The sequence below is a fragment of the Paraburkholderia sp. SECH2 genome (assembly GCF_030464795.1).
Lineage (GTDB): Bacteria > Pseudomonadota > Gammaproteobacteria > Burkholderiales > Burkholderiaceae > Paraburkholderia > Paraburkholderia aspalathi.
The window spans coordinates 73,866-99,785 of sequence record NZ_JALPRH010000016.1 but is presented as its reverse complement, the minus strand read 5'-3'; the positions used below and the strand labels follow the sequence as shown (position 1 = coordinate 99,785).

The following is a 25,920-nucleotide window of genomic DNA, read 5'->3' as shown; positions in this document are numbered from 1 at the left end:
CCTTAACGCTGATCGACGGTCGACGTAAGGTCTCCAGCATGACGCATGCCGGAGACCGCTTGCCCATCAGCCCACCAGCGAGCTGTTATACGTGACGCCACCGATCACCACGTTGCTGAGCGTGATGGCTTTCACGTTGCTCACAAAGACCGGCCCCGGCGTGGTCGTAGTTGCGGGTCCCACGCAGATCGGCGTTCCGAGGTTGCAGTTCGAGATCGTCACGCCGGTAATCGGCTGCACTGTCGGCACGGGTAGCGGACCGTTGTAGTCCGCAGCGACCGGCCCCTGCGCGACGATTGCCTGGAAGCACGAAGCCGATGTCGCGGAGAAGCCTGTCGGCATCGCGTAACTCACCGTACCCGACACGTTGGTCGCGTTCACGTTCGTGATGTTGACGTTGTTGATCGTCGCCGGGTTCCAGCGCACCGAATCGCCCGAGGGGCTGTAATCGCAGTCGAACGTGATCAGGCCGCCCTGTCCGGTAGACGGGTTTGCCGCGAGACCGACCGTGCCCGTACCGGGGATCGAACCCGGAACGCTCGAGCCCAGCGCGCCGCCGCCGTATTTCCCCGCCAGATTCACGCCATTGGCCAGCGTTACACCATTGATCCATACGTTGTTGATGAAGCCGCCACGGTTCATGTTGGTCTTGAAGCGAAGCGCGATATTCAGCGGATTGGTCGCCCAATTCTCGTTCTGCATCGTCAGATTGCGTGCGTAGACGTTTTCCACGCCCGCGCTCATTTCGCTGCCGATCGTGAGGCCGCCGTGGCCACTCTGCATCGTGCAGTTCTGGACCACGATGTTCTGCATCGGGCCGTACTCCGTGTCGAGGCACTTGCCGGATTTGATCGCGATGCAGTCGTCGCCGGTATTGAACTGAACGTTCTGCACCAGCACGTTGTTACACGCATCCGGGTCGAAGCCGTCGTTGTTCGGGCCGATGCTGTCGGCAAACACGCCGTCGATCACCACGTTCGTGCAATCGGTCGGATGGTGCTGCCAGAACGGCGTGTTCTGCGTGTGGTAATTCTGCAGCAGCACATTGGTGCAGCCGATGAATTCGACCATGCATGGACGCAGAAAGTGGCCGAGGCCGAAGACGCGATTAACGACCGGCACGCCGAGTTCCGACAGCGCGGGCAGGTAGTTCTGGTCCTGATTCCAGCCCGAAACCGTGAGCAGGTTCATCAGCGTCGTCGTCGTGCCATCCTGATTCGTGAACGACACGTTGGCTTGCGGATTCGTGACCTGGGCCGCGGGCAGACTCGTCAGGGCAGTGCTGGCCGGGTAGGTGCCGGCGTTGCCCGGGTAGGAGGTGGTGCCCGTGTTGGCGTCGGCTTGCGAAACCGGTGTGCCTCCCGAAGCCGGTTTCACGTAACCGTACGCGCTACTCGTGCCCTTGAAGGTCCACCAGCATGACGTCGGCGGCTTGGTGCTCAACTGCATCGGCGTCATTGCCTGACCGTTCAGAACGCACGTGTTGTCGTCGGCGGTCAGCGCGATGTTGTTCTGCTGATACGCATAGATCGGCGAGCCGAAGTTCAGGCAGTCGTTCGCTTGCCAGCGCGTCCAGTACAGATTGCCGTTCGCAGTCGGGTACGGACCATTCTTCGCGTAGTCAGCCGGGTTCGGGCTGAAATAGATCGTGCAACCGGAACTCAAATGGAAATTCACGTTGCTCAGGAGAACGATTGGGCCGCCGCAGTACCAGTTGCCCGCAGGCACCACCACGCGCCCGCCGCCCACCGCATGCGCGGCCTGAATCGCGGCATTGAACGCGGAGCACGAATCATAGCCGGTGTCCGTCATATCCCACGGCACCATCACGTTCGAGCCGGGGCTTTGCGGCGACGTTGCAGCCTGCGAGCCCGTCACCCATGAAATCGCGCCACCGGGCCACGCGCTTGCCTGGATCAAGGCGGACGCCGGCAGCGTCCGTGCGCCGTAGCCCGTCACCTGGAAATCAACCGCTGGGAACGTCGACGTGGTGATGCCCGCAAGCTTGTTGATAATCGCCGTTGCCTGGCCGGTTGGCCCCCAGATTGGGTCCGCAGCTGCGGTTGGCGTAGTCGACACGGGTGTCGTAGCGCTTAAAGAGCCGCTGCTGCTGCCGCCGCAGGCGGACAGTCCGCCTAGCAGGGTTGCGCCCGCGGAGGTTCCCGCGAGCACCATAAACGCTCTGCGTTTAGGTGAGTTGGGTTCGTCCTGGCTGCGGATTCTCGATGTCGCCGGCTTGCCGTTATTTTTATCTTTAGATGCCACGGATGTCTCCTTGCCCTTTGCGGGCGCTGTAAGTGATCGTCAGTTTTCGATGGGCCATGCCTCTTCAATCCGTCGCTTGATTAAGCGGCGAATATCGAACCCATTTGCATGGCCGTCAGTCATCCTTAATATTTGTAATAAAACTTTGTTGATGAGTGTGGTTGGGTTGCTGTGAAGATTCGCTGGGACGCCTAACGCGGCGTGCGCCGTTCCATCTTCTCTATTTGCATAGAGCAGGCGGAAACGGCGCTGCGGATTGGGCTTGCGGCCTTGCAGGTTCAGGCGGTCTTCTGGCCGATCTCGTGATTGGCGAGTATTTCGAGCGCGCGCACCATGGCGGAGTGATCCCATGCTTTGCCGCCATGCGCCACGCAGGCGTTGAAGAGCTGCTGGCAGGTGGCGGTATTCGGCAATGAGACGCCGAGCGCCTGAGCCGTCGAGAGTGCGAGATTCAGATCCTTCTGGTGGAGCTCGATCCGGAAGCCCGGGTCGAAGGTGCGCTTCGTCATCCGTTCACCGTGTACTTCGAGAATGCGCGAGGACGCAAAGCCGCCCATCAGTGCTTCGCGTACACGCGCCGGATCGACGCCGGCTTTGGAGGCGAGCAGCAGCGCTTCGCCGACGGCTTCGATCGTCGCGGCGACGATGACCTGATTGGCCACCTTGCACACCTGGCCCGCGCCGACGGCGCCGATCAGCGTGACGTTCTTGCCCATCATGTCGAAGAGTGGTTTGACGCTATCGAAGGTCGCCGGCTCGCCCCCCACCATGATGGTCAGCGAACCGGCCTTGGCGCCGACCTCGCCACCTGAAACCGGTGCATCCATATAGTCCGCGCCGCGCTCACGCACGCGGGCTGCGAAGTCACGGGTGGCCATCGGCGAAATCGAGCTCATGTCGACCACCGTCTGTCCGGGGCGCAAGGCCTCGGCGAGGCCGTGTTCGCCAAACAGCACGCGTTCGACGTCCGGCGTGTCCGGCACCATGACGAAGATCACGTCGGCATGCGCGGCTACGGCGGCGGGGCTGTCGCACGCGACGGCGCCGGCCTGGGTGAGTTCGTCTGGAACGCCGCTGCGCGTAAACGCCGCGAGAGCCACGCCGTTCTTGAGAAGGTTGGCGGCCATGGGCTTGCCCATGATGCCGAGTCCGATAAAGCCTGCTTTTTGCATGGAAATCTCCGGAGATGTCATGGCGGCCGTCCTTACGTCCGGTCCGCCTGTTTCTGCATGAAGTGTTTTTGAACGGTCTGCGCGGCAGCTTTCAGCAGCCCCATATCGGCGCAGACCGCGATGACGCGGCAGCCCATCGAGATATAGCGCTCCGCGTCGGCCTGCACGGGCGCGAGGATGCCGCTCGGCTTGCCGGCCGCCTGGGCGCGCTCGAAGACGCGCGCTATGGCCTGTTGCACGTCGGGATGATTCGGGTTGCCGATGTGGCCATAGGCAGCCGCAAGATCGGACGGTCCGACGAATACGGCATCGACGCCGTCCACGGCGAGGATCTCGTCGATATTATCGACCGCCTTGCGGCTCTCGATCTGAACGATGACGCAGACGTTGTCGTTGGCGATATCGAAGTAATTGGCAACGGTCGCATAGCGATTGCCTCGTTGGCTCACCGAGACGCCGCGGATACCCTGCGGCGGGTAACGCGTCGCGGCGACAGCGCGCACCGCGTCTTCGGCGCTATCGACGAACGGCACCAGAAAATTCGAGAAGCCGCTGTCGAGGAGTCGCTTGATGAACACGCTGTCGTTGGCCGGCGGCCGCACCACCGGCGCGCTCGGGCTGTCCTTGAGCGCCATCAACTGGGGGATCAGCGTCAGAACGTCGTTCGGTGCATGCTCGGCATCCAGCAGCATCCAGTCGAAGCCGACAATGCCAAGCAGCTCCGTAGCAATCGGGCTGGCAAGCGAAGCCCAGCAGCCGATCAGGGTTTCGCCGCCGCAGACGGCGCGGCGAAAGCTATTGGGCAAAGGCTGGTAAGGCGTGGCGGCTGTCATGGGTGTCTCCTCGAGCTGCGATTGAGCGGGCAGGTAAGCTGGCAGATAAGCGGGCAAGCTCCGACGTTTACTGATTGAAATGTTATAGGTCGTCGTACATCTTAATGAAGATTAGCATCGGACCGATTGGTTGTAACGGCCACGTAAACCCGAATTCCTCGCTGAGCAAGGGTTTCAGGTTGCGCGTAGGCTACCCAATGTTGTAGGATGACCTATATCTGAGATGTCCATCCAAGGAAAGCGAAATGTCTATTACCGGCGAAATGCTGATTGGTCGCAAAGCAGTGCGCGGCGAGGAAAAACCCTTGCGCGCGTTCAATCCCGCCACGGGTGCCGACATCGCCGAGCCGGTGTTCGGCAGCGGCTCGGTCGCGAATGTCGAACTCGCCTGTGAACTCGCGCAGAAAGCGTTCGACCCGTACCGGCATCTTCCGCTCACGGTGCGTGCCGAGTTTCTCGAGCGTATCGCGGACGGCATCACGGCGCTCGGCGACGCGCTGATCCAGCGCGCGCACGAAGAGTCCGGCCTGCCGAAGGCGCGCCTCGAAGGCGAGCGCGGCCGCACGACTGGCCAGCTCAAACTGTTCGCGCAAGTCGTACGCGCCGGCCAATGGCTTGCCGCCACGCTCGATTCGCCGTTGCCCGAGCGCAAGCCGCTGCCGCGTTCCGACCTGCGGATGCAAAAGATTCCGCTGGGCCCGGTCGCCGTGTTCGGCGCCAGCAACTTCCCGCTCGCGTTTTCAGTGGCGGGCGGCGATACCGCTGCGGCGCTCGCGGCAGGCTGCCCGGTGGTGGTGAAGGCGCATCGTGCTCACCTCGGCACCTCGGAGATGGTCGGTCGTGTGATTCAGCAAGTCGCGCAGGACATGGACTTGCCTGAAGGCGTGTTCTCGATGATCGTCGGCGCCGGCAATTCGGTCGGTGAAGCGCTGGTCGCGCATCCAGCGATCAAGGCGGTGGGCTTCACGGGTTCGCGCGCAGGCGGCACGTCGCTGATGCGCGTCGCGGCTGCCCGGGCCGAGCCGATTCCGGTCTACGCGGAAATGAGCAGCATCAACCCGGTGTTCCTCCTGTCGAACGCGCTGTCGCAACGCGGTGAGACCATCGCGCGTGGCTTCGTCGATTCGCTGGTGCTCGGCGCGGGCCAGTTCTGCACCAACCCGGGGCTCGCGATCGCCGTCGACAGCGACGCACTCAAGGGTTTCGTTGCAACGGCGTCCGAGGCGCTGAGCGGCAAGCCGGCGCAGACCATGCTGACCGCCGGCATTCACGCGGCCTACGAAGAGGGCGAGGACAAGCTGGCGGCGACGCGCGGCGTCGAGGCGGTTGCCCGCGGCATTGACGCGACAGGGCCGACGCAGGCTTGCGCAGCTTTGTTCGTTACCGACGCGCAGACTTTCCTGTCCACACCGGCACTGGAGGACGAGGTTTTCGGGCCTGCGTCGGCCATCGTGCGCTGCAAGGACGAGCAGGAATTGCTCGCCGTCGCCGAGCACTTCGACGGTCAGCTGACCGCCACGGTGCAGATGGATAGCGCGGATCTGGCAGCGGCGAAGAAACTGGTGCCGATTCTCGAGCGCAAGGCCGGCCGGATTCTGGTCAACGGTTTCCCGACCGGCGTCGAGGTTTCGCACGCGATGGTGCATGGCGGCCCGTTCCCGGCGACGTCCGATAGCCGGGCGACGTCAGTGGGGACGGCGTCGATCGAGCGCTTCCTGCGTCCGGTGTGCTATCAGGATTTCCCGGCCGATCTGCTGCCGGAAGCGCTGGCCGACGCCAACCCGCTGGACCTGTGGCGTCGTCGTGACGGCGAGATCACGCGCAGCTAAGCGAAGCCGTGAGCGGCGCCCAAGTGGGCGCCGCATGAGACAAAAAAATGGCCGGGATATCCCGGCCATTTTTGCATTCAGCGTGATGAATCAGACCTTGCTCAGCGCAAGGAATCAGCTATTTGCTTCCGCCGCTTCGTTGGCGCGCCGCAGCCGCTCGCGGCTATTCGACAGGTGCATGCGCATCGCCGCGCGCGCGCCTTCTGCGTCGTGCCGCGTGATCGCCTCGAGAATGCTTTCGTGCTCCAGGTTGACGAGCGACAGATACGCGTCGGGTTCAGCACGCGCGATCCCCGCAGAATCGAGCCGGTTGCGCGGAATCAGCGCGCTACCCATTTGCGTGAGGATGTCGACGAAATACCGGTTGCCGGTTGCACGCGCCACGGAGATATGGAATTGCAGGTCGGCGTCGACACTATCCAGCCCGTTGTGGCGGGTAGCTTCAATCGCGTCGAGCGCGGCGCGCATGCGCGCGAGGTCGTCTGGTTTGGCCCGTTGAGCGGCGAGACCCGCGCATTCCGTTTCAAGGCTGATACGCAGTTCCAGGATCGACAGTACGTCGCGCAAGGTGGTGGCGGGCACCATGTCGATGCCCAGCTTTTCGCGCTGCGGTTCCAGCACGAAACTGCCGATGCCATGGCGCGTCTCGATGATCTTGCCTGCCTGCAAGCGTGAAATCGCTTCACGGATGACGGTGCGGCTCACGCTCAGCGTGACCATCAGTTGCGATTCGGTCGGCAGTTTGTCGCCGGGCTTCAATGCGTTAGACGCGATTTGCTCGGTGACGTAGCTGACGACAAACTCGGCAAGATTGCGCGCGCGCCGTGGCGGTGCTGCGGATGCCAGTGGTGTAGCCATCGAAAACGCCCCTTGAATCAGATAGTTGCAGGTACTTCTTGCGATTCATTATACCGTCGTCTGACGACTGATTATATAAACGCCGGATCAATTTCGGCATCGGTGTCGGACCTGGCGTCGATGCCCGGTTTCAGGCGCCTGGCGGACAAGCCGCGTTAATTTGTAGGCGCCCCGGGAAGTACGATAACAGCCTGACTGCTAGCCCCGGCGCAGTTCGACCCGTTTGATGTCTTTCACGATCACGAGGTAGCTGAACACCGTCAGCAGGGCATTCAGGCCGACGAAAACCAGCGCGCCGTTGAACGACCCGGTCTTCGCGACGAGATAGCCAATCACGATGGGCGTCACGATGCCGGCGACATTGCCGAACATATTGAAGATCGCGCCCGACAGACCGAGTGCCTCTTTCGGCGATGTATCAGCCACCACGGCCCAGCCGAGTGCGCCGATGCCCTTGCCGAAGAACGCGAGCGACATGAGCGCGACGACGATCCAGTCGGTCGACACATAGTTGCAGCCGATAATGCACACCGACAGCAGCATGCCGCCGACAATCGGCACCTTGCGCGCGATGGTGAGCGAATGCCCGCGCCGGATCAGCCCATCGGACAGGATGCCGCCCAGCACGCCGCCGGAGAATCCGCAGATCGCCGGCAGCGACGCCACCAGACCCGCCTGCAGAATCGTCATGCCGCGCGCCTGCACGAGGTAGATCGGAAACCAGGTCAGGAAGAAGTAGGTCAGCACGTTGATGCAGTACTGAGCGAGATAGACGCCGACGAGCATGCGGTTGGTCAGCAGTTGACGCACGAGCGACCAGCCACCGGTGCTGGCGACGTCCGCGGCCCGGGCCGCTTTCGAGTGCCCGTTCACCACGCCGCCGCCCTGTTCGATGTAGTCGAGTTCGGCGCGCGAGACACGCGGGTGATCGGCGGGGTTCTTCATCACCTTCAGCCAGGTGAGGGCGAGTAGCAGTCCGGCCACGCCCATCACGAGGTAGACCGCGTGCCAGCCGAACGCATGGGTCAGCCAGGCCATCAGCGGCGTGAAAATGACCGCTGCGAAGTATTGCGCTGAATTGAAAATGGCGGAGGCAGTGCCGCGTTCGTTGGTGGGAAACCAGCTCGCCACGACCTTGGCATTGGCCGGAAACGCCGGGGATTCAGCGGCGCCCATTGCGAAGCGCAGCACGAACAGCGCGATGACGGCGGCGGCTGCGCTGCCCAGCAGACCGATCGAGCTTTGCAGCAGCGTAAACAACGACCACAGGAAAATGCTCGCCGCGTAGACGCGCCGCGCGCCGAAACGGTCGAGGAGCCACCCCGCCGGCAATTGCGACAGAACATAGGCCCAGCTGAACGCGGAGAAGATGTAACCCATCCTGATCGCGTCGAAACCGAACTCGGCGCGCATCGCGGATCCGGTTACTGAGAGCGTGGCGCGGTCCGCGTAATTGAATGTCGTGATCACAAAGATCAGCAACAGAATCCCGTAGCGGACCTTGGTGCGCTTTGCGACATGGGCGGGGCTCGCGGTGCGGCTCATTTCCATCGTCATCTCCTGAACTTTTTATCTGTGAAAAAGCGCCCGGCGACGTTGCCGTCCCGGACGCTCTTTACGGTGCCGCGTGCTCGAGCCAGTTCGGCCAGGCTCGCACGGCTTGGCGCCTTGCTGTGTTACTGCGCGCCGAGCTTCTTGATCAGCACGTCGAGTTGCGCCATTTCTTCTTCGGTCAGATCGGTCAGCGGTGCGCGCACCGGACCTGCGCTGTGGCCGACCAGCTTCGCGCCGGCCTTCACGATGCTGACCGCGTAGCCCTGGCGGCGGTTGCGGATCGCCAGATACGGCAAGAAGAATTCGTCGATCAGCTTGCCGACCGTCGCGTGGTCGTTCGCGGCAATCGCGCGATAGAAGTCCATCGCGGTCTTCGGGATGAAGTTGAACACGGCCGACGAGTACACCGGCACGCCCAGCGCCTTGTAGGCCGCGGCGTAGACTTCAGCGGTAGGCAGGCCGCCGAGATAGGAGAAGCGGTCGCCGAGGCGGCGGCGGATCGACACCATGTTCTCGATCTCGCCCACACCGTCCTTGAAGCCGATCAGGTTGGGGCAGCGCTCGGCCAGCCCTTCGAGCATGTCGGCGTTAAGCTTGGAGTTCGCGCGGTTGTAGATGATCACGCCCATGTTCGGCACGGACTTGCAGACTTCTTCGGCGTGCGCCGCGATGCCTTCCTGGCAGGCTTCGGTCAGGTAGTGGGGCATCAGCAGAATGCCGTTCGCGCCGTGACGTTCGGCTTCCTGGGCATACGCGATTGCGACGCGGGTCGGGCCGCCGGCGCCGGCGAGAATCGGTACCTTGCCTTTGCAGACTTCGGTTGCCGTACGCACGACGTTCGAGTAGTCGTTATGCGTGAGCGAGAAGAATTCGCCCGTGCCGCCGGCGACGAACAGCGCCGAGGCGCCGTAAGGCGCGAGCCATTCGAGGCGCTCGGCATAGGTGTCGGCGCGGAAATCGCCTTGTTCGTCGAAGTCGGTAACGGGGAAGGACAGAAGGCCTTCCGAAACGATCTGCTTCAGTTCCTGCGGTGTCGTCATGATGAGTATCCAGGGCGTCGAATGGGGTCAGTATTTAGAAATGGTGATTTCTTATACGTCATCGTACAACAAAAATTCGGCTAACTCAACGATGTTTTCACGGCATAATGCGCGCCATAGGGTAAATACGGAACGTCTGGGCAATCTTTCATGTTGTAGGATGACGTATGAATGATTGACGCAACAGTTGGTGCAACGGTTGGCGCAGCAGGCGTGAAATCGCCACAAGGATCGATGTCATGGAACAAACCCCGCTCTACATTCGCGTTCACCCCAATGACAATGTCGCGATTGTCGTCAACGACGGCGGTCTGGGTGAGGGCGCCGTATTTCCCGATGGCCTCGCGCTGCGCGAGCGTGTTCCGCAGGGGCACAAAGTCGCGCTGGCTGATCTCGCGGAAGGCGACGAGGTCATCCGCTATAACGTGGTGATCGGTTACGCGCTCAAGGATTTGCCGAAGGGAAGCTGGATCAACGAACACGTAATCCGCATGCCGAGTCCGCCGGGGCTGGAAGATCTGCCGATCGCCACCATCAAGGCGCCGGAGATGCCGCCGCTGGAAGGCTTCACGTTCGAAGGCTATCGCAATGCCGACGGCTCGGTCGGCTCGCGCAACATTCTGGCCATCACGACCACGGTGCAATGCGTCGCCGACGTGGTTCAGCACGCGGTCACGCGCATTAAGGCCGAACTGCTGCCGAACTATCCGAACGTCGACGATGTGGTGAGCCTCGGCCATACCTATGGTTGCGGTGTCGCGATCGACGCCCCGGACGCGATGGTGCCGATTCGCACGGTGCGCAACATCAGCCTGAATCCGAACTTCGGCGGCGAAGTGATGATGGTCAGCCTCGGTTGCGAGAAGCTGCAGCCTGAACGCCTGATGCCGCCGGGCACGATTCCGATTGCCGCTGCTGCGAATGTCGCCGAAGTGGCTGACATCGGCGACGTCGAAGCCGATCTGAATGGCGACGTTGTTGTGCTTCAGGACGAAGCGCACGTCGGCTTCCAGTCGATGATCGAGTCGATCATGCGAATGGCCGAGGGTCACCTGAAGCGGCTGAACAATCGCCGCCGCGAGACCTGCCCGGCCTCCGATCTGGTGATCGGCGTGCAATGCGGCGGCAGCGATGCATTTTCCGGACTGACCGCTAATCCCGCCGTGGGCTTCGCGACTGATTTGCTGGTGCGCGCCGGGGCGACGGTGATGTTCTCCGAAGTCACCGAAGTGCGCGACGGTGTCGATCAACTGACGGCACGCGCGGCCAACGCGGACGTGGCGGCTGCGATCATCCGCGAGATGCAGTGGTACGACGATTATCTGAAGCGCGGCGGTGCGGACCGCAGCGCCAACACCACGCCCGGCAACAAGAAGGGCGGCTTGTCGAACATCGTTGAAAAGGCGATGGGCTCGATCATCAAGTCGGGCAACTCGGCCATCTCAGGTGTGTTGTCGCCTGGTGAAAAGGTCAAGCAGAAGGGCCTGATTTACGCGGCCACGCCGGCGAGCGATTTCATCTGCGGCACGCTGCAGGTCGCGGCGGGCATCAACCTGCATGTGTTCACGACCGGCCGCGGCACGCCGTACAGCCTCGCGGAAGTGCCCGTCATCAAGGTCGCGACGCGCTCCGATCTCGCGCGCCGCTGGCACGATCTGATGGATATCAACGCCGGTACTATTGCGACCGGCGCAGCGACGATCGAAGACGTGGGTTGGGAGCTGTTCCGCCTGATGCTCGACGTCGCAAGCGGACGTAAAGAGACGTGCGCGGAGAAACTCAAACTCCACAATGCGTTGACGCTGTTCAATCCAGCGCCGGTGACCTGATAGTACCGATCGTAATCACGACAAAGACTGAGACATGACTGACTCGAACCTCGACCGCCCGGCGGCGCAGAAACCTTTCCGCCGTCTTCTGCTCACCGGCGCTGCCGGCAACCTCGGCCAGCAGTTGCGCGGTGCGCTCGCTGCATGGGCCGATGTCGTGCGCGTCACCGATATCGCGCCGCTGGGCGAAGTGGCGGCGCACGAAGAAGCATCGATCGTGGACCTCGCAGATGAAGCCGCCGTTCACGCGCTGCTGGAAGGCGTGGATGCGGTCGTGCATCTGGGCGGCATCTCCGTCGAGGCGCCGTTCGAAGATCTGCTCGAAGCGAATATCCGCGGCCTGTACAACCTTTATTCGGCGGCGCAGAAGCAGGGCGTGAAGCGCATCGTGTACGCGAGCTCGAATCATGCGGTGGGTTTTCATCCCACGACGTCGGTGGTCGATATCGACGCGCCGCTGCGTCCCGACAGCCTGTATGGCGTGACGAAGTGCTTCGGCGAATCGCTGTCGCGCTATTACTTCGACCGCTTTGGTCTCGAGACGGTGTGTCTGCGGATCGGCTCGTCGTTCGAGCAGCCGAAGAATCCGCGCATGCTCGTCACCTATCTGAGCTATCGCGACTTTATCGAACTGGTGCGCTGCTCGCTGTTCACCAACCGGGTTGGCCACGCAATCGTTTATGGCGTGTCGGATAACCGGACCAAGTGGGTCGACAACACCAAGGCGGCGTTCCTTGGTTTTCGTCCGCAGGACAGTTCGATCGAGTTCGAGCACCTCTTTCCGGTCACGGCGCCCACCACCGACCTCGACGATCCGACGCAGCATTTCCAGGGCGGCCCGTTCGTGCTGGCCGGTCCGATGGAGCCGAAGCGGTGAGCGGCTTGACGAACCCGCGGGTGGAGCGTGTCGAAGCGGCAGGGCAGGCGCCCGCGTCAGTCGGCGAGAGCCCGGTATGGCGTGCCGCTGAACAGGCGCTCTACTGGGTGGATATTCCGGCGCAAAAGATCGTGCGGCAGCGGATCGATTCTGGAGAGCGCACCGAGTGGCAATTGCCGGAGAAGGTGGCGTGCATCGCCTTCGATCATCACGGCACGGTCCTGGCTGGCTGTGAGACGGGGCTCTTCGCTGTCACGCTGACTGAAGGCGCGCCCCGTGGCGAAGCGATGAAGGTGACGGGCAGAAAGCTCGCCGCGCCGCACTTCGCTTTCGACGATATGCGCTTCAACGACGGCCGTTGCGATCGGCAAGGGCGCTTCTGGTCCGGCACGATGGTGCAGGATATGGCAGCGGCAAATCCTGCGGGCGCACTCTATCGCTTCGACGAGCGCGGCATGTTGTCGGCGCCGGTTGTCGACGCGTTGATCACGCAAAACGGTCTGGCGTGGTCGCCGGATGGAACCACGATGTATCTGTCGGACTCGCATCCTCTGCGCCGGCAAATATGGGCGTTCGATTACGACATCGAAGCGGGCGAGCCGCGCAATCGGCGCGTATTCGCTGATCTGCATGATTACGCTGGTCGTCCCGACGGCGCAGCCGTGGATGCGGACGGCTGCTACTGGATTTGCGCAAACGACGCCGGCCTCTTGCTGCGCTTTACGCCGCAAGGCAAGCTCGATCGGCAGATTGCCGTGCCGGCCGTGAAGCCCGCGATGTGCGCGTTCGGCGGCCGGGATCTGGACACGCTGTTCGTGACGTCGATCCGTCCCGCGACGGGCGCGAGTGAACACGACGGCCACCTGTTCGCCGTTCGCCCCGCTGTGACCGGGCTGCCTGAGCCCGAATACGCGGGCGAACTCTGAATAAGCGACGTGAATGAGGCGGGGCGCCGGGGAATTAGCACGCCGGCGCCCAACAGTTGCAGCCTTTTATTCATCACTTGTCGTACAACATAGTGGCAAAAATGCCACTCTCGGGTCATCTTCCTCCCTACGAAAAATATAAATCTGCGAAGCGGAGATTTTGCTCGCATCCCTTTCTGGCATAGCTTTCAGGCCGGATTTCGACTCAGAAACTTTTACGTCTAACCCGCTGTCGTGCGGGTAAATACCGGCTGTACAACTCATATCACGTTTTATAGACTTCATATGTCGTCGTACAACATATGAGCCCCAACAAATTCATTTCAAGATGGTTTTGGGGCGCTGGACAAAGAGGGCAGCGTTCTCTGCGCGCATGACCAACGCGCGCGGGGTTCATGCCGAAGCAGTCGAAGCAAAGAAGTCGAGTTGTCTGACAGGAGTGCTGAGCATCTGTTCCGGGGAAGCAGAACAGGCCAGCACGGCAAACCACACGCTACCCACAGGGGTTGCGTGCGTGGAGCCGGGAGACGCATCAAAACCATGTCGCATCCGTAAGCGGCCTTCCGTAAGCGACCCCGCGAAAGCGGTCCTTCGTAAGCGGCCCTCCGCATCCGGATGATCTAATTTCAAGGAATGTCACGATGAAAAACAAGTTTGCCTCTTCCCGTGTTTCGATGATTGTCGCGGCCTCCGTGCTGGCGTTCAGCACCGTATCGGCACACGCGCGCGTGTTCCGCGTGTCGGACGTGCATGGCGACACCTATCCGACCAATATGGCCGTGAAATATATGGGTGAAGAAATCAGCAAGGCAACCGGTGGCAAGGATTCCGTGAAGGTCTTCGGCAACAGCGCGCTGGGTTCCGAAAACGACACGATCGATCAGGTGCGTATCGGCGCACTGGATATGGCGCGCGCCAACGGTGCAGCCTTCAACGAGATCGTGCCTGAATCGATGATTCCGTCGCTGCCGTTCCTGTTCCGCGACATCGACCATTTCCGCAAGGTGATGTACGGCCCGGAAGGCCAGAAGATTCTCGACGCCTTCAAGGCGAAGGGCATGATCGCGCTGACGTTCTATGAGAGCGGCGCGCGCTCGATGTACGCGAAGAAGGCCATCCATTCTCCCGCCGACATGAAGGGCCTCAAGGTACGCGTGCAGCCGTCGGATCTGATGGTCGACGAAATCAAGGCGATGGGCGGCACGCCGACGCCGATGCCGTTCGCCGAAGTCTATACGGGCCTGAAGACGGGTCTGGTGGATGGCGCGGAAAACAACCTGCCGTCGTACGAAGAGACCAAGCACTTCGAAGTCGCGCAGGTCTATTCCGAAACCCAGCATTCGATGACGCCGGAAGTGCTGGTGTTCTCCAAGAAGGTGTGGGACACGCTGACGCCGCAGGAACAGGACATCATCAAGAAGGCGGCGGCCGACTCAGTGCCTTACTACACCAAGCTGTGGACCGCGCGTGAAGCCGACGCGGCAAAGACGGTCACCAAGGGCGGCGCGACGATCGTTACCGCGTCGCAGATCGACCGTCCTGCTTTCGTGAAGGCGATGCAACCGGTCTGGGCGAAGTATGAAAAGACGCCGCAAATGAAGCAACTCGTCGACGAAATCCAGGCAGTCAAATAAGTTTGGACGTAACACGGTGGAGAAGGGCCGTGCAGCGCGCTGCCGGTTTCTCCCGCCGTGCGGTTTCCTGAGCCGGTGAGGCTTGGCAGGATTCCTGAAGATCAAATATAAGTCCGCTGTATGCAAGGATGGGGTCAATGAGATTCATGAAACGCCCAAACGATTTTCTCTTCCGCGTGCTGGTGATCGTGGCGTCGGCGAGTCTCGCCACGCTGTGCCTGTTGGTGATTTATAGCGTCGTGATGCGCTATGTCTTCAGCGATGCACCGGATTTTGTCGAACCCATTGCCCTCCTGCTGGTGATTGTGATCGCCATGTTCGGCGCCGCGCTCAAAGTTCGCGAAGGCGGCCACATCGGGCTCGACTCGCTAGTCAAGAAGCTGCCGCCGAAAGGCCAGACGATCGCCCATGCGTTCCAGCATATTTGCCTGATCGTGCTGGCCGTGGCGATCTTCTTCGGCTGCTGGCAGATGGCGGAAACGACGATGGACGACAAGATCCCGATCCTGGGCCTTCCGGAAGCGCTTCGATATCTGATTCCGGTCATTGCCAGCGCCTGCATCGCTCTGTTCTCGTTCGAGAACCTGCTGGGGCTTTTCGCACAGAAACAAAAATAGAAGAATCATGGAACTTGCCATCCTCTCAGTTAGTTTCCTCGTCTTCCTCGTATTCGGGGTTCCTGTTTCGTTCGCGTTGGGACTCTCGTGCGTCCTGACCTATCTGTATGAAGGCTTGCCGGCGGCTACCGCCATGCAGTCGATGATTTCGGGAATGAACGCGTTTTCGTTTCTCGCGGTCCCGTTCTTCATTTTCTCCGGCGAGTTGATGTTGCACGGTGGTATCGCCGACCGCATCCTGCGCTTTGCGCAGGCCACGGTGGGCCATTTCCGCGGTGGGCTCGGCATGGCTAACGTGGTCGCGTGCACGCTGTTCGGCGGTGTGTCCGGTTCGCCGACGGCAGACACGTCGGCCATGGGCGGCGTCGTCATTCCGCTGATGAAGCGCGAAGGCTACAGCGCGGCCTATGCGGTCAACGTGACGACCCATTCGTCGCTGGCGGGCGCGCTGATGCCCACGTCGACGAACATGATCATCTATGCGTTCGCGGCCCAAGGCATCACGGGGACGTTGAACGGTCACCAGATGAGTGGTGTGTCGATCGGCGATCTGTTGTTTTCTGGTCTGTTGCCGGTGCTTTGGGTGATGGGTTTCGTGCTCATCGCCGCGTACTGGCAAGCGGTCAAGTTCGGCTATCCGCGCCGTCCTGACGGCTCGACCGAATTGCAGCGCTTTCCCGGCTGGTTCGCGGTGGCCCGCACGTTCCTCGGCGCATTGCCCGGCTTGATGGTGATCGCGATCATTCTGTTCTGCGTGGCCAAGGGTATTGCTACAGCGACGGAAGCCGCTGCTATCGCAGTGGCTTATTCGCTCGTGCTGACGATCGTCATCTATCGCACGATGACGATGAAGAAACTCTTTCATGCGCTGTCCAAGGCCGCTAAAACCACGGGCGTGGTGTTGCTGCTGATCGGCGTGTCGAACATGCTGCGCTACCAGATGGCCTATCTGGAGATTCCCGACGCCATCGAACACATGCTCGACGGTGCAACGAGCTTGCCCTGGTTGATGCTGCTTTACATCAACATCATCCAGATTTTCCTCGGCACGTTCGTCGATATGGCCGCGCACATCCTGATCACCACGCCCTTGTTCCTGCCGATGGCGATGCATGCCGGCGTCGGCCCCGTTCAGTTCGGCATCATGATTTTGCTGAACTGCGCATTGGGTCTCGTGCATCCGCCGATTGGTTCGGTGCAGTTCATCGGGTGCGCGATCGGCAATGTGTCGATAGGTGAAACCACCAAGGTGGCGTGGCCTTATTACCTGGCTATCTTCAGCGCGATCAACATTGTGACGTACGTACCGATGTTTTCGACGTGGTTGCCTAGCCTGATCAATGGTCACCCGGTGTTTTGAATGCTTGATTAAGAGTCAGCGCCGGTGTGGCACTGCCAGATACGACAAATAAGTTTTTTAAAGAGGAGCAGAAATGAAAAAGGTAATAGCAACCTCGGCCCTTGGGTTGGTCGCCCTCGGCGCACACGCTCAGAGCAGCGTGACGCTGTACGGGATCGTCGATACGGGGATCGGTTATCAGAGCAGCCAGACGTCGCTCGGTTCGACGAGTGGCGGCCGCTCGGTGATCAAGATGCTGAACGGCATCTGGGCCGGCAGCCGCTTCGGCCTGAAGGGCTCCGAAGATCTGGGCGGTGGCACGAAGGCGATCTTCCAGTTGGAAGAAGGCTTTAACAGCGCAACCGGCGCACAGGCAGTCACTGGTCTGGCGTTCAACCGGCAGGCGTATGTCGGCGTGGCCAATGCCACGTACGGCTCGTTCACGGCCGGCCGTCAATACACGTCGTACTACACGCTGCTGTCGCCGTATAGCCCGACCACATGGCTGACGGGCGCATACGGCGCACACCCGGGCGATATCGACTCGCTGGATACGGTGTATCGCGTGAATAACTCGCTGGTGTACACGTCGCCGAGTATGTACGGCGTGACGGTGAGCGGTTCGTATGCGCTGGGTGGCGTGGCGGGCAGCACCAATGCCGGTTCGACGTATAGCGCGGCAATCCAGTACCTGAATGGTCCGTTCGGGATCGCGGCAGGCTACCAGCGCATCAATAACGCGGCGTCTGGCGGCGGTGCGTGGGACGCTAACTCCACGACGTCGAATGCGGGCGCGCAGGCGGGTGTGTCGGGCATCAATAACGGCTACCAGACGGCGCAGGCGCAGCAGCGCGTTGCGGTGACGGGCGGCTATGCGTTCAGCGCGCAATGGGACGTCTCGTTCTCGTACTCGAACGTGCAGTACATCCCGGGCATCAACTCGAAGTTCCACAACGAGGCGATTTTCAACACCGCTGGCGCAGTGCTGCACTTCAAGCCGTTGACGGTGCTCGATCTGGCTGCTGGCTATAGCTATACGCGCGCAACGCAGTCGAATGGCATCTCGAGCTCGGCACGCTATCAGCAGTTCAACCTCTCGCAGTACTACAGCCTCTCCAAGCGCACTGGTCTGTACGCGCTGGAAGCCTATCAGCGTGCGGGCGGTCAGACGATCGGAACGAACGGCACGAGCATCATCAACGCAACGGCGGATATCGGCGACGGCCAGAACAGCGCGCCGTCCTCGTCACGCAGCCAGTTTGCTGCGGGCGTAGGCATCATCCACCGGTTCTAATTGCCGGGTGGCGTGGCGGCGTCTGTCGACACTGCCACGCCGACGCGTTTCAGATACGCGTCACCCAGAAGTACCTGCTGCGCGCGCAACGCGCGCAGCATTTTCTATGGCGCACGGACTTCGGTTCAGTCGCGAAGCGCCCCGTGTCGCGCTACTGTCCACGGACAGACCCAGTGGCGGCTTTTCAGCTCACAGGCCGCGAATCTGTTGTGACAATCGGACAGGATTAAGACGTTGGATGGTCAATACGGACAATCAAGCGTCCGGTTCGGACCACAAACGCCCACCCGTTGCCCAGTTTTCGCGTTTGACGTCGGTCAGGATAATGTCCACCGAGTTCGGTTCGACGCCGAGCGATTCGCAAGTCGCTTTGGTAATGGCTTCGACGAACTGGCGTTTTTGTTCCAGCGAGCGGCCTTCGAAGAGTTCGATACGAAACGTGGGCATTGCATGACTCCGTGATGAGTGATGTTGAGAAGTGAATTCAATCGCGGTATGTGCGATCGAGCCTATCGAGCTTGCGTAGCAACGCAGGCCATTCCACCGCGCCTTCAATCGCACCGCCGTCGTACAGTTGATCGGCTGTGCGTGCTGCGACGGCATCGCCCGGCACGACAAGTTCGCTGCCGCATGCTTGCGCCTGCAACTGGATTTCACAGGCCTTGATCAGCGTCGCCATCAATACATAGGCTTCGGCGACGGTGCGGCCGGCGGTCAGCGTGCCGTGATTGCGCAACAGCATGGCCGGTTTGTTGGCGAGATGCGCGACGAGGCGTTCGCCTTCGGTCGGCGTAAAGGCGAGGCCTTCGTAATCGTGATACGCGAGGTGGCCGTAGAAACGCAGCGCATGTTGCGACGCCGGCAGCAAGCCGGCCGGTTGTGCGGAAATCGCCACGCCTGCCGTATTGTGCAAATGCATCACGCAGAAAGCATCGGCACGTGCCGCGTGTACGGCGGCGTGCAGCGCGAAGCCGGTGGCGTTGACTGGATGCTCGCTCGCGCCGACGATGTTGCCTTCGATATCGATCTTCACCAGGTTCGACGCGCACACTTCGTCGAATGCGAGGCCGAACGGGTTGATCAGGAAGTGACCGGGTTCGCCGGGAACGCTGGCTGAGATATGCGTATAGACCAGATCGTCCCAGCCGTTGAGCGCCGCGAGGCGATAGGCGGCGGCCAGATCGACGCGGGTCTGCTGTTCCGCTTCGGATCTTGGCCCCGCCTCGGTGACGCGGCCAGTGGGCGTATGGGTGAACGACATGTCTGTCTCCTGAGATTGCTTGATGCGCTGTGGTTGCGACTTGGGTCCATGGGTTAAACCCGCGGCCAGGATCTGCACTCAAACCTGAGGCTTAAGCCCTTGGCCCAAATCTTCAACCCAAACCCGCAGTGCTAACCCGGGCGCCTGAACGATGCTGACGACGTGACACGCCTTCCGGCTTCGACTCGCTTCGCCAGTTTGGCCATTGCCGTACCTTGCGTAAAACGGCCAGTGAGCCACTGCATGCTCCACGTCGAGAGTACGAACGGCGCGGTCATGGCCGGCAACACATAGTAAGCAGCCGCCATCTGCAGCACGACCGAAAGCACAACACCGCCGAGCGTCATCGCGATGCCGCAATCGGCCAGCGCGATCGCGGTCAGCGCGCCGTTGAATCCTAACAGGCCTGCGTCGAACGAGCTTGCGCTCGCGCCGAGCAGCAGGTGCATGGTGTTCGCGAGGCCCGCGCCGACCAGCGCCCACAACGCGTGCCGTCTTGACGCAGCCGCAATGCCGATCCATATGAGCACGCCTGGCAACGCGCCAGACGCAAAGCCGGTTTGCGCGAATCCGGCGAGTAAGCCGCTGCTCAATTGCACCGCGCTGAGCGTGGGTTCGGTGGCGAGGCTTGCTTGTTGAGCGACACGTGTCACCAGCGGCAGCCAAAGCCACGTGACGATCAAACAGGGGCTCGAGAAATAGCCGAGACCACGCGCGCGCAACCAGCGCGACCACGGTTCCAGCAGCCATGCCGTGCTTGTCGCAGCCAGGATGGCCACGGCGGCGGCCGTCGCGTTGTCGGCGATGAAGCTGAACGCGGCGAGACCGGCCAGCGCGCCATTGAAGCCATGCAGGCCGGCGCGCGTGTCGTGCTCGCGATAGCCGGCTAGCACCGCGCTCACGTTGGCCGCGATCGCGCCGATCAGCGCCGCGCAGGCGAGACGTGGATCGTATAGCAGCCACGCGCCCAGCAGGCACGCGCCGGTGAAGGCGTTTGGTTGCAGCACGATCTGGCCAAAACTGCGCAGCAGGGTGCGCAAGGCGGCGGAGTGTGCTTCGGTTGCGGCGGCGTGCATGGTTTGAGGGCGGCGGATTCGATGCGGCGCGACTTTGCCGCGTGCCGGTGAGGCACGCGCAGCGGGTCAGGTTGAAAATAAACCGCGAGCATAGGCTACTGGCGCCGCGCCGGGCATCGCCGCCGTTGATAGTGGCTATTTGCGACACATGCGCACGATAGAGCCGAAAGCCGGAAAACGATGCGTCGGCGAACCGAAAATTTTCGCGCTACGATAGAAACCCGGCGCGTTTGCCGCGCCGTTCCACAAGGAGACAGGCTGATGCGTGAACTAAGGTGGGCATCGGAAGAAGGCGACGGCTTCGAACATCTGGTGTTCGACGCGCGCGCGGACGGCTTTGCGGTGGAAAGCGTCCTGGTCGGGCAGCGCTACGGCAAGGAATATGGCCTGCACTATAAGGTGCGCTGCGATGCGCAATGGCGCACCACGTACGCGTGGCTGAAGATCGTCGGCGGCGCTGAGCTGGAATTGCACGGCGACGGCGCCGGCCATTGGCACGACGGGCATGGCCTCGTGCTGAGCGCGATTGAAGGCTGCATCGATATCGATATCGCCGCGACGCCCTATACGAACACGTTGCCGATCCGCCGCTTGCAACTGGCCGAAGGCGAACGTCAGCCGATTTCCGTGGCTTATATTTCGACGCCGGATTTACAGGTTACGCGTGCCGAACAGGCGTATTCGTGCATAGAGTTGAATCGCGTGTATCGCTATGAGGGCATCTTCCGCAATTTCACCGCGGACCTGACGGTGGATGGAGACGGCCTCGTGATCGACTATCCGACGCTGTTCACACGCCTGCCGCGCGACCGGTGACCGTCGAGGCGCCGGGGCCACCGTTGTCTGCTTGCAGTGCCCGGTGCTGCTCGACAAAGCGCTCGATGCCTGCCGCGATACGCTCGGGTTCGCGCAATACGACCCAATGCCCGGCATCGATTTCGGTGCGGCTATACGGACCGAGCCAGCCTTCGAGTCCAATGGAGAGCTCGGGCCCGACGTAGCGATCGCGCAGCGGCACGATGAATTGCACTGGCGCATGCGCATGGCGCGCACGCGGGTGCAGCAACTTGTCGATGAAATTGGCGCGATAAAGATTCAGACCGTTGATCGCGTTGCGCATCTGCGCAGGATCGCGTTCAGGGCGTACCCGTTCGGTCAGGCGCAGCCATAACGGCCACGTGCGTGCGCCGCCCGCGCGCCATACCAGCTCCGGCAGCAACGGCAGGTGAAAGAAGAAGATGTACCAGGATTTGAGTGTTTGCCGAAGGCCGCTGCCGAACGGGCGCTTGGCTGTCTGATGCGCATTGGACTGTTCCGCACGATCGGCACCAGCACCAGCATCATCACCAGCGCTAACGCCGCGTAAGCCGAAAGACGCATGATCCAGGCACGGCCCTGAGATCGATGTGTACGACGCAATGCGGCCTTTGAAGGCCGGATCAGTGACCGCTTCCCAACTTTGAATGGAACCCCAGTCGTGGCCGACCAGGTGAAACGGTCGCGCGCCGCACGTTGCATCGGCGACGGCCGCGAGATCGGCGGCCAACCGTTCGAGCCGGTAAGCCGCGCGTGACCCGGGTGCGTCAGATGCCCCTGCGCCGCGCACGTCATAGCTGATGACGCGGTAGCGCGCGTCGAGTTGCGCGCGCACTGGCTCCCACACCGCCGCCGAATCCGGATAACCGTGCACCAGCACGATCGGCGGCGCGTCTCGCGGTCCACTCACGTAGACCGCGAGACGCACGTCGCCGGCCTGGACCGACAGCGTGTCGCGTATCACGCGGCCGCCTGCACGCCGCGTCGTGCGGCTTTACGTGCGCTCGGCGTGGCGGCGTTGGTGGCGTCCACCGCGGCGATTAGGCCGTCAATGCGCGACAGTTGCGCGCGATTGTCGTGATCCCACGGATGGAAGCCCGGTCGGAAGAAACTCAGCCATTCGCCGGCAATACGCGGAAACACGCCATGACGCGGGCCGTACAGATACTTCACGACGCGCCACATGCCGCGGATATGGCCGCCGCGTTTGCGATCGGCGATTAGCAGACGCACGTGGAAGTCGAACACGATCAGCCAGAAGGTCAGCGTCGTGGCGAGCATCGTGCCAGTGCGCAGCAGATAGCGTCCGAGGCCGGGCTTCAGCACCGTATTCCACACGTCGTACGAAACCGACTTGTGTTCGGTTTCTTCGAGCGCGTGCCACGTCCACATCTGCGTATAGCCTTCGACCGAACCGCCGATTCGCGATGCGTCCTCCAACAGCAGGCCCGCCAGCATCGCCGTGTAATGCTCGAGGCAGACCGTGACCGCGAGTTGATACGAATGCGGCAGGATCTTGCGGCCGAAGTTGAGAATCGCCCACAGCCGCTTGTCGAGCTTATGCGCGGGCAAACCCGCTTCTTGCAACAGATCGTTGTATTCGATGTGCTCGCGCGTATGCATCGCTTCCTGGCCGATGAAGCCGAGCACCTGCTTTTTCAGCACCGGGTCGTCGATCTGGTCGCGGTAGTAGCGCACGCTGTCCATGAAGAAACGTTCGCCGGCAGGGAAGAGCAGCGAAAGCGCGTTGAAGAAGTGTGTCACATGCGAGCCCTGCACGTGCCAATCCGAGGCGCGTTCGGGCGGTAAGTTGAAGCGGAGGTCGCGGCGAACCGGCATCATGGCCATTCTCCCTGTTTTCCTTTATGTCCTGTTGATCGTGTGGATTGCATTGCGCGCTGCACGCCGTCAGGCGGTGCATCACGCACGTCGGCCGTCCACTTGCGCGGCGCGGCGTGCGCGCTTTTCCGCAATGCGTTTCATGCGGCGCGTCTGCATCACGACCAGCGCCTGATAAGCGGCCGGCAACGTACGCGCCAGCCAGTCGGCGGCGCGCGCATCGCGGCCGATCAGCACGCGCCGCTTGTTCTTGCGCACGCCGTCGAGAATCACGCGTGCGGCTTCGTCGGCGGTGGTGATGAAAAACTTCTCGAAATCGTCCTTGCCTTGTTGTTCGTTTTCCAGCATGAAGCCGACCATGTTCGACGAGATCCGGCTCGACTGCGCGATGCTCGTGCGAATGCCGCCCGGGTGCACGCAGGTAGCCGACACGCCGCACTTCATCAGATCGAGTTCCTGGCGCAACGCTTCGGTAAAGCCGCGCACAGCGAACTTGGTTGCGTTGTAGCCGCTCATGCCGGGCTGCGAGAAGAGGCCGAACACGCTCGACGTATTGACGATGTGTCCTTCGCCCGACGCCTTGATATAAGGCAGAAACGCCTTCGTGCCGTGCACCACGCCCCAGAAATTGATGTTGACGATCCACTCCAGGTCGGCGTACTCCATGCCTTCGATGGTGCTCGACAATGCCACGCCCGCGTTGTTGAACACGAGGTTCACGCGCTGATGCTGCGCGGCCGTTTCAGCGGCCCATTCGAACATCGCAGCGCGGTCCGACACGTCGAGCACACGCGTAGTGATACGCAGCGGCGAGCCGACGATATGCGGCGCGGCGGCCTGTGCGAGCTGCGCGGTTTCGGCGAGGCTCGCGGCATTGCGATCGGCGAGCGCAAGGTGGCAGCCTTCGCGCGCCAGCCGGATCGCGAGCGAACGGCCCATGCCTGAGCCTGCGCCGGTGATCGCGGCCACTCTGTCGGTGAAGTTCTTCATTGGCTTATCTCCTGTCCTCTCTGAACGGTGCCTTGTCGTTATGTTTTTTCAGGTTGCTTCGGCGGATGTCGCGGCTGCATTGCCATGTGCATGCACGGGTTGCTGCTGTGAGCCCACGTGGCCGCCTACCGGCTGCACCGCGGGCGAATACGCGAGGTAATCGTCCATGCTGAAAGTGCTGGTCGCCTGGCGGAATTTGTAGGCGAATCCTGGCCACAGCGTGGTGTTCTTGCCGGTCTTCGGATCGAGATACCAGCTCTTGCAGCCGCCCGTCGACCAGATTGCGCGGCCGAGTTTCTGCTGGATCTGTTCGTTGTAGGCGCGCTCGACATGCGGACGCACTTCGATCGCATCGGCGCGTTCCGCGTTCATCGTCTTGAGCGCGCGCAGCACGTATTCGACCTGCGACTCGATCATGAACACCATCGAGTTGTGACCGAGGCCGGTGTTCGGACCGACGATCATGAAGAAGTTCGGATAACCAGGCAGTGTCGTACCGAGATACGCATGTGCGCCATCGCGCCACGTATCGACGATATCGATGCCACCACGGCCGCGCACCACGCCGGCCGGAAACGGGTCGGCCACCTGAAAGCCGGTGCCGAAGATCAGGCAATCGGCCGGATGACGTGCACCGTCGGTCGTGATCACGGCATCTTCTTCGACGCGAGCGATGCCCGTAGTCGTCACCGACACGTTCTGACGCGACAGCGCCGGGAAGTAGTCGTTTGAGATCAGGATGCGCTTGCAGCCCATCGTGTAGTTCGGCGTGAGCGTGGCGCGCAGTTGCGGATCGGGCACCTGGCGGCGCAGATGCCGCTCCGCGACTTTCTGCGCGGTCTTCATCAGCGAAGGATGAATCGCAAAACCGAAGGCGCGCGATTCGAGCATGCAGTAGAGCGCCGAACGCATGATCTTCTGCGTGAACGGCAGGTGCTTGAACAACCATTGTTCGAACGGTTTCACCGCGCGGTCGGCCTTGGGCATGATCCACGGCGGCGTGCGCTGGAACAGATTCAGATGCGAGACGCGCGGCGCGATCTGCGGCACGAACTGGATCGCGCTCGCACCGGTGCCGATCACCGCGACGCGTTTGCCTTCGAGCGGATACGTGTGGTCCCAGTGCTGCGAGTGGAACGCCTTACCCTTGAATTTCTCGATGCCGGGAATGTTCGGCAGGGCCGCGCGTGACAGTCCGCCCATCCCCGAAATCAGCACGCGCGCCGACCATTGCTGGCCGTTCGCGAACGTCAGTTGCCAGCGGCGGCGGGTTTCGTCGTAGATCGCGGAGGCCAGTTCGTGGCCGAAGCGCAGATGACGCTGGATGCCGAAGCGTTGCGTGCATTCTTCCAGATAGGCGCGAATTTCCGGCTGGCGCGCGAACATGCGGGTCCAGCGCGGATTCGGGGCGAAGGAGAACGAATAGACGTGGGATTGCACGTCGCAGGCACAACCGGGGTAGTGGTTGTCGCGCCAGGTGCCGCCAACCGACTCGGCCTTTTCGGCGATGATGAAATCGGTCATGCCGGCTTGCCGCAGCCGGATCGCCATGCCAAGGCCGGCAAAGCCGGATCCGATGATGGCGATATCGGTATCGACGGACGCGGATGCGTTGGGCGCCGCGTCGTCGGGGGGCATCGTGCGTGCGTTCATCCGATCCGTCTCCTTGTTGTTGGCTCTTAACTGTTACATTGAATGATGTAACAATAGAGACTGTCAACGGATGACGCAAGTCGGCTGTTAGACCCTTGTCTCTAAGACCGGCCGCAGGTTTTCCCGCAATGTGAAATAAAGATAAGGACATCAGGCGTAAAAAAGCGGACCCGCGGGTCCGCTATTCCTGGCTACAGTGCCTATGCGCAAGGCGTACA

22 protein-coding genes are annotated in these 25,920 nt (G+C 61.8%); 9 read left to right on the top strand and 13 right to left on the bottom strand.

Going from position 1 to position 25,920, the window contains the following annotated elements; translation table 11 throughout:
• Positions 1–66 precede the first annotated feature (66 nt).
• The 3 genes from M0D66_RS24340 to garL all read right to left on the bottom strand — a co-directional run bounded on the left by M0D66_RS24340 (position 67) and on the right by garL (position 4,270).
• Complete coding sequence (locus tag M0D66_RS24340) at positions 67–2,265, bottom strand: glycoside hydrolase family 28 protein (RefSeq protein ID WP_266211754.1); 2,199 nt, start codon at positions 2,263–2,265, stop codon at positions 67–69.
• Positions 2,266–2,543: 278 nt separating this feature from the next.
• Complete coding sequence (locus M0D66_RS24335) at positions 2,544–3,458, bottom strand: 2-hydroxy-3-oxopropionate reductase (RefSeq protein ID WP_093646426.1); 915 nt, start codon at positions 3,456–3,458, stop codon at positions 2,544–2,546.
• 11 nt (positions 3,459–3,469) lie between these two features.
• Positions 3,470–4,270, bottom strand: coding sequence for a 2-dehydro-3-deoxyglucarate aldolase (gene garL, locus M0D66_RS24330; RefSeq protein WP_211708795.1), 801 nt, complete (start codon positions 4,268–4,270; stop codon positions 3,470–3,472).
• Positions 4,271–4,515: 245 nt separating this feature from the next.
• Between garL and M0D66_RS24325 the strand changes: the two genes are divergently transcribed.
• Entirely contained in the window at positions 4,516–6,099 is a 1,584-nt protein-coding gene (locus M0D66_RS24325) for an aldehyde dehydrogenase (NADP(+)) (RefSeq protein WP_266211753.1), read from the top strand.
• Positions 6,100–6,213: 114 nt separating this feature from the next.
• On the opposite strand, the gene M0D66_RS24320 is transcribed toward M0D66_RS24325, so the two are convergent.
• The 3 genes from M0D66_RS24320 to kdgD all read right to left on the bottom strand — a co-directional run bounded on the left by M0D66_RS24320 (position 6,214) and on the right by kdgD (position 9,551).
• Positions 6,214–6,957, bottom strand: a complete 744-nt coding sequence (locus M0D66_RS24320; protein WP_054040224.1) for a FadR/GntR family transcriptional regulator — start codon at positions 6,955–6,957, stop codon at positions 6,214–6,216.
• Between the two features lie 198 nt (positions 6,958–7,155).
• On the bottom strand, positions 7,156–8,508 hold the full coding sequence (locus tag M0D66_RS24315) for an MFS transporter (protein WP_266211752.1): 1,353 nt from the start codon (positions 8,506–8,508) through the stop codon (positions 7,156–7,158).
• Between the two features lie 125 nt (positions 8,509–8,633).
• Positions 8,634–9,551 (bottom strand): 5-dehydro-4-deoxyglucarate dehydratase, encoded by a 918-nt coding sequence (kdgD, locus tag M0D66_RS24310; protein ID WP_093646437.1) that lies wholly within the window; start codon positions 9,549–9,551, stop codon positions 8,634–8,636.
• A gap of 239 nt (positions 9,552–9,790) precedes the next feature.
• Here kdgD and garD point away from each other — a divergent pair, with 239 nt between their 5' ends.
• The 7 genes from garD (at position 9,791) to M0D66_RS24275 (ending at position 18,067) form a co-directional block, all read left to right on the top strand.
• A complete protein-coding gene (garD, locus tag M0D66_RS24305; protein WP_266211751.1) occupies positions 9,791–11,380 on the top strand; it encodes a galactarate dehydratase in 1,590 nt (529 codons plus the stop codon).
• Between the two features lie 34 nt (positions 11,381–11,414).
• The gene (locus tag M0D66_RS24300; RefSeq protein WP_093646442.1) at positions 11,415–12,257 is read left to right on the top strand and encodes an NAD(P)-dependent oxidoreductase; all 843 of its coding nucleotides are present in this window, start codon (positions 11,415–11,417) and stop codon (positions 12,255–12,257) included.
• Positions 12,254–13,183: an SMP-30/gluconolactonase/LRE family protein gene (locus M0D66_RS24295; RefSeq protein ID WP_266211750.1), complete on the top strand. Its 930-nt coding sequence runs from the start codon at positions 12,254–12,256 to the stop codon at positions 13,181–13,183. Before M0D66_RS24300 ends, M0D66_RS24295 begins: the two co-directional genes overlap by 4 nt.
• A 641-nt stretch (positions 13,184–13,824) precedes the next feature.
• The gene (locus tag M0D66_RS24290; protein WP_093646447.1) at positions 13,825–14,817 is read left to right on the top strand and encodes a TRAP transporter substrate-binding protein; all 993 of its coding nucleotides are present in this window, start codon (positions 13,825–13,827) and stop codon (positions 14,815–14,817) included.
• Between the two features lie 137 nt (positions 14,818–14,954).
• A complete protein-coding gene (locus M0D66_RS24285) occupies positions 14,955–15,434 on the top strand; it encodes a TRAP transporter small permease (protein ID WP_200621969.1) in 480 nt (159 codons plus the stop codon).
• Positions 15,435–15,441: 7 nt separating this feature from the next.
• Positions 15,442–16,794, top strand: a complete 1,353-nt coding sequence (locus M0D66_RS24280; RefSeq protein WP_054040217.1) for a TRAP transporter large permease — start codon at positions 15,442–15,444, stop codon at positions 16,792–16,794.
• 73 nt (positions 16,795–16,867) lie between these two features.
• Entirely contained in the window at positions 16,868–18,067 is a 1,200-nt protein-coding gene (locus M0D66_RS24275; RefSeq protein ID WP_211703497.1) for a porin, read from the top strand.
• A 255-nt stretch (positions 18,068–18,322) separates the two neighbouring features.
• Here M0D66_RS24275 and M0D66_RS24270 read toward each other — a convergent pair whose 3' ends face one another.
• The 3 genes from M0D66_RS24270 to M0D66_RS24260 form a co-directional block, all read right to left on the bottom strand.
• A complete protein-coding gene (locus M0D66_RS24270; RefSeq protein WP_200619777.1) occupies positions 18,323–18,670 on the bottom strand; it encodes a 4-oxalocrotonate tautomerase in 348 nt (115 codons plus the stop codon).
• Positions 18,552–19,328, bottom strand: a complete 777-nt coding sequence (locus M0D66_RS24265) for a class II aldolase/adducin family protein (RefSeq protein ID WP_266211749.1) — start codon at positions 19,326–19,328, stop codon at positions 18,552–18,554. Before M0D66_RS24265 ends, M0D66_RS24270 begins: the two co-directional genes overlap by 119 nt.
• A 131-nt stretch (positions 19,329–19,459) precedes the next feature.
• Positions 19,460–20,404, bottom strand: a complete 945-nt coding sequence (locus M0D66_RS24260; RefSeq protein ID WP_266211748.1) for an urea transporter — start codon at positions 20,402–20,404, stop codon at positions 19,460–19,462.
• 261 nt (positions 20,405–20,665) lie between these two features.
• On the opposite strand from M0D66_RS24260, the gene M0D66_RS24255 reads away from it, so the two are divergent.
• Positions 20,666–21,220, top strand: coding sequence for a putative glycolipid-binding domain-containing protein (locus M0D66_RS24255; RefSeq protein ID WP_200619774.1), 555 nt, complete (start codon positions 20,666–20,668; stop codon positions 21,218–21,220).
• Here the strand turns inward: M0D66_RS24255 and M0D66_RS24250 are convergent.
• From M0D66_RS24250 to M0D66_RS24235, 4 genes are all read right to left on the bottom strand, one after another.
• Positions 21,195–22,184: an alpha/beta fold hydrolase gene (locus M0D66_RS24250; RefSeq protein ID WP_266211747.1), complete on the bottom strand. Its 990-nt coding sequence runs from the start codon at positions 22,182–22,184 to the stop codon at positions 21,195–21,197. The genes M0D66_RS24255 and M0D66_RS24250 overlap by 26 nt on opposite strands.
• Positions 22,181–23,062: a metal-dependent hydrolase gene (locus M0D66_RS24245; RefSeq protein WP_093638812.1), complete on the bottom strand. Its 882-nt coding sequence runs from the start codon at positions 23,060–23,062 to the stop codon at positions 22,181–22,183. Before M0D66_RS24245 ends, M0D66_RS24250 begins: the two co-directional genes overlap by 4 nt.
• Positions 23,063–23,140: 78 nt before the next feature.
• Positions 23,141–24,049 (bottom strand): SDR family oxidoreductase, encoded by a 909-nt coding sequence (locus M0D66_RS24240; protein ID WP_093638305.1) that lies wholly within the window; start codon positions 24,047–24,049, stop codon positions 23,141–23,143.
• A 48-nt stretch (positions 24,050–24,097) separates the two neighbouring features.
• Positions 24,098–25,702: an NAD(P)/FAD-dependent oxidoreductase gene (locus M0D66_RS24235; protein WP_266211746.1), complete on the bottom strand. Its 1,605-nt coding sequence runs from the start codon at positions 25,700–25,702 to the stop codon at positions 24,098–24,100.
• Positions 25,703–25,920 lie beyond the last annotated feature (218 nt).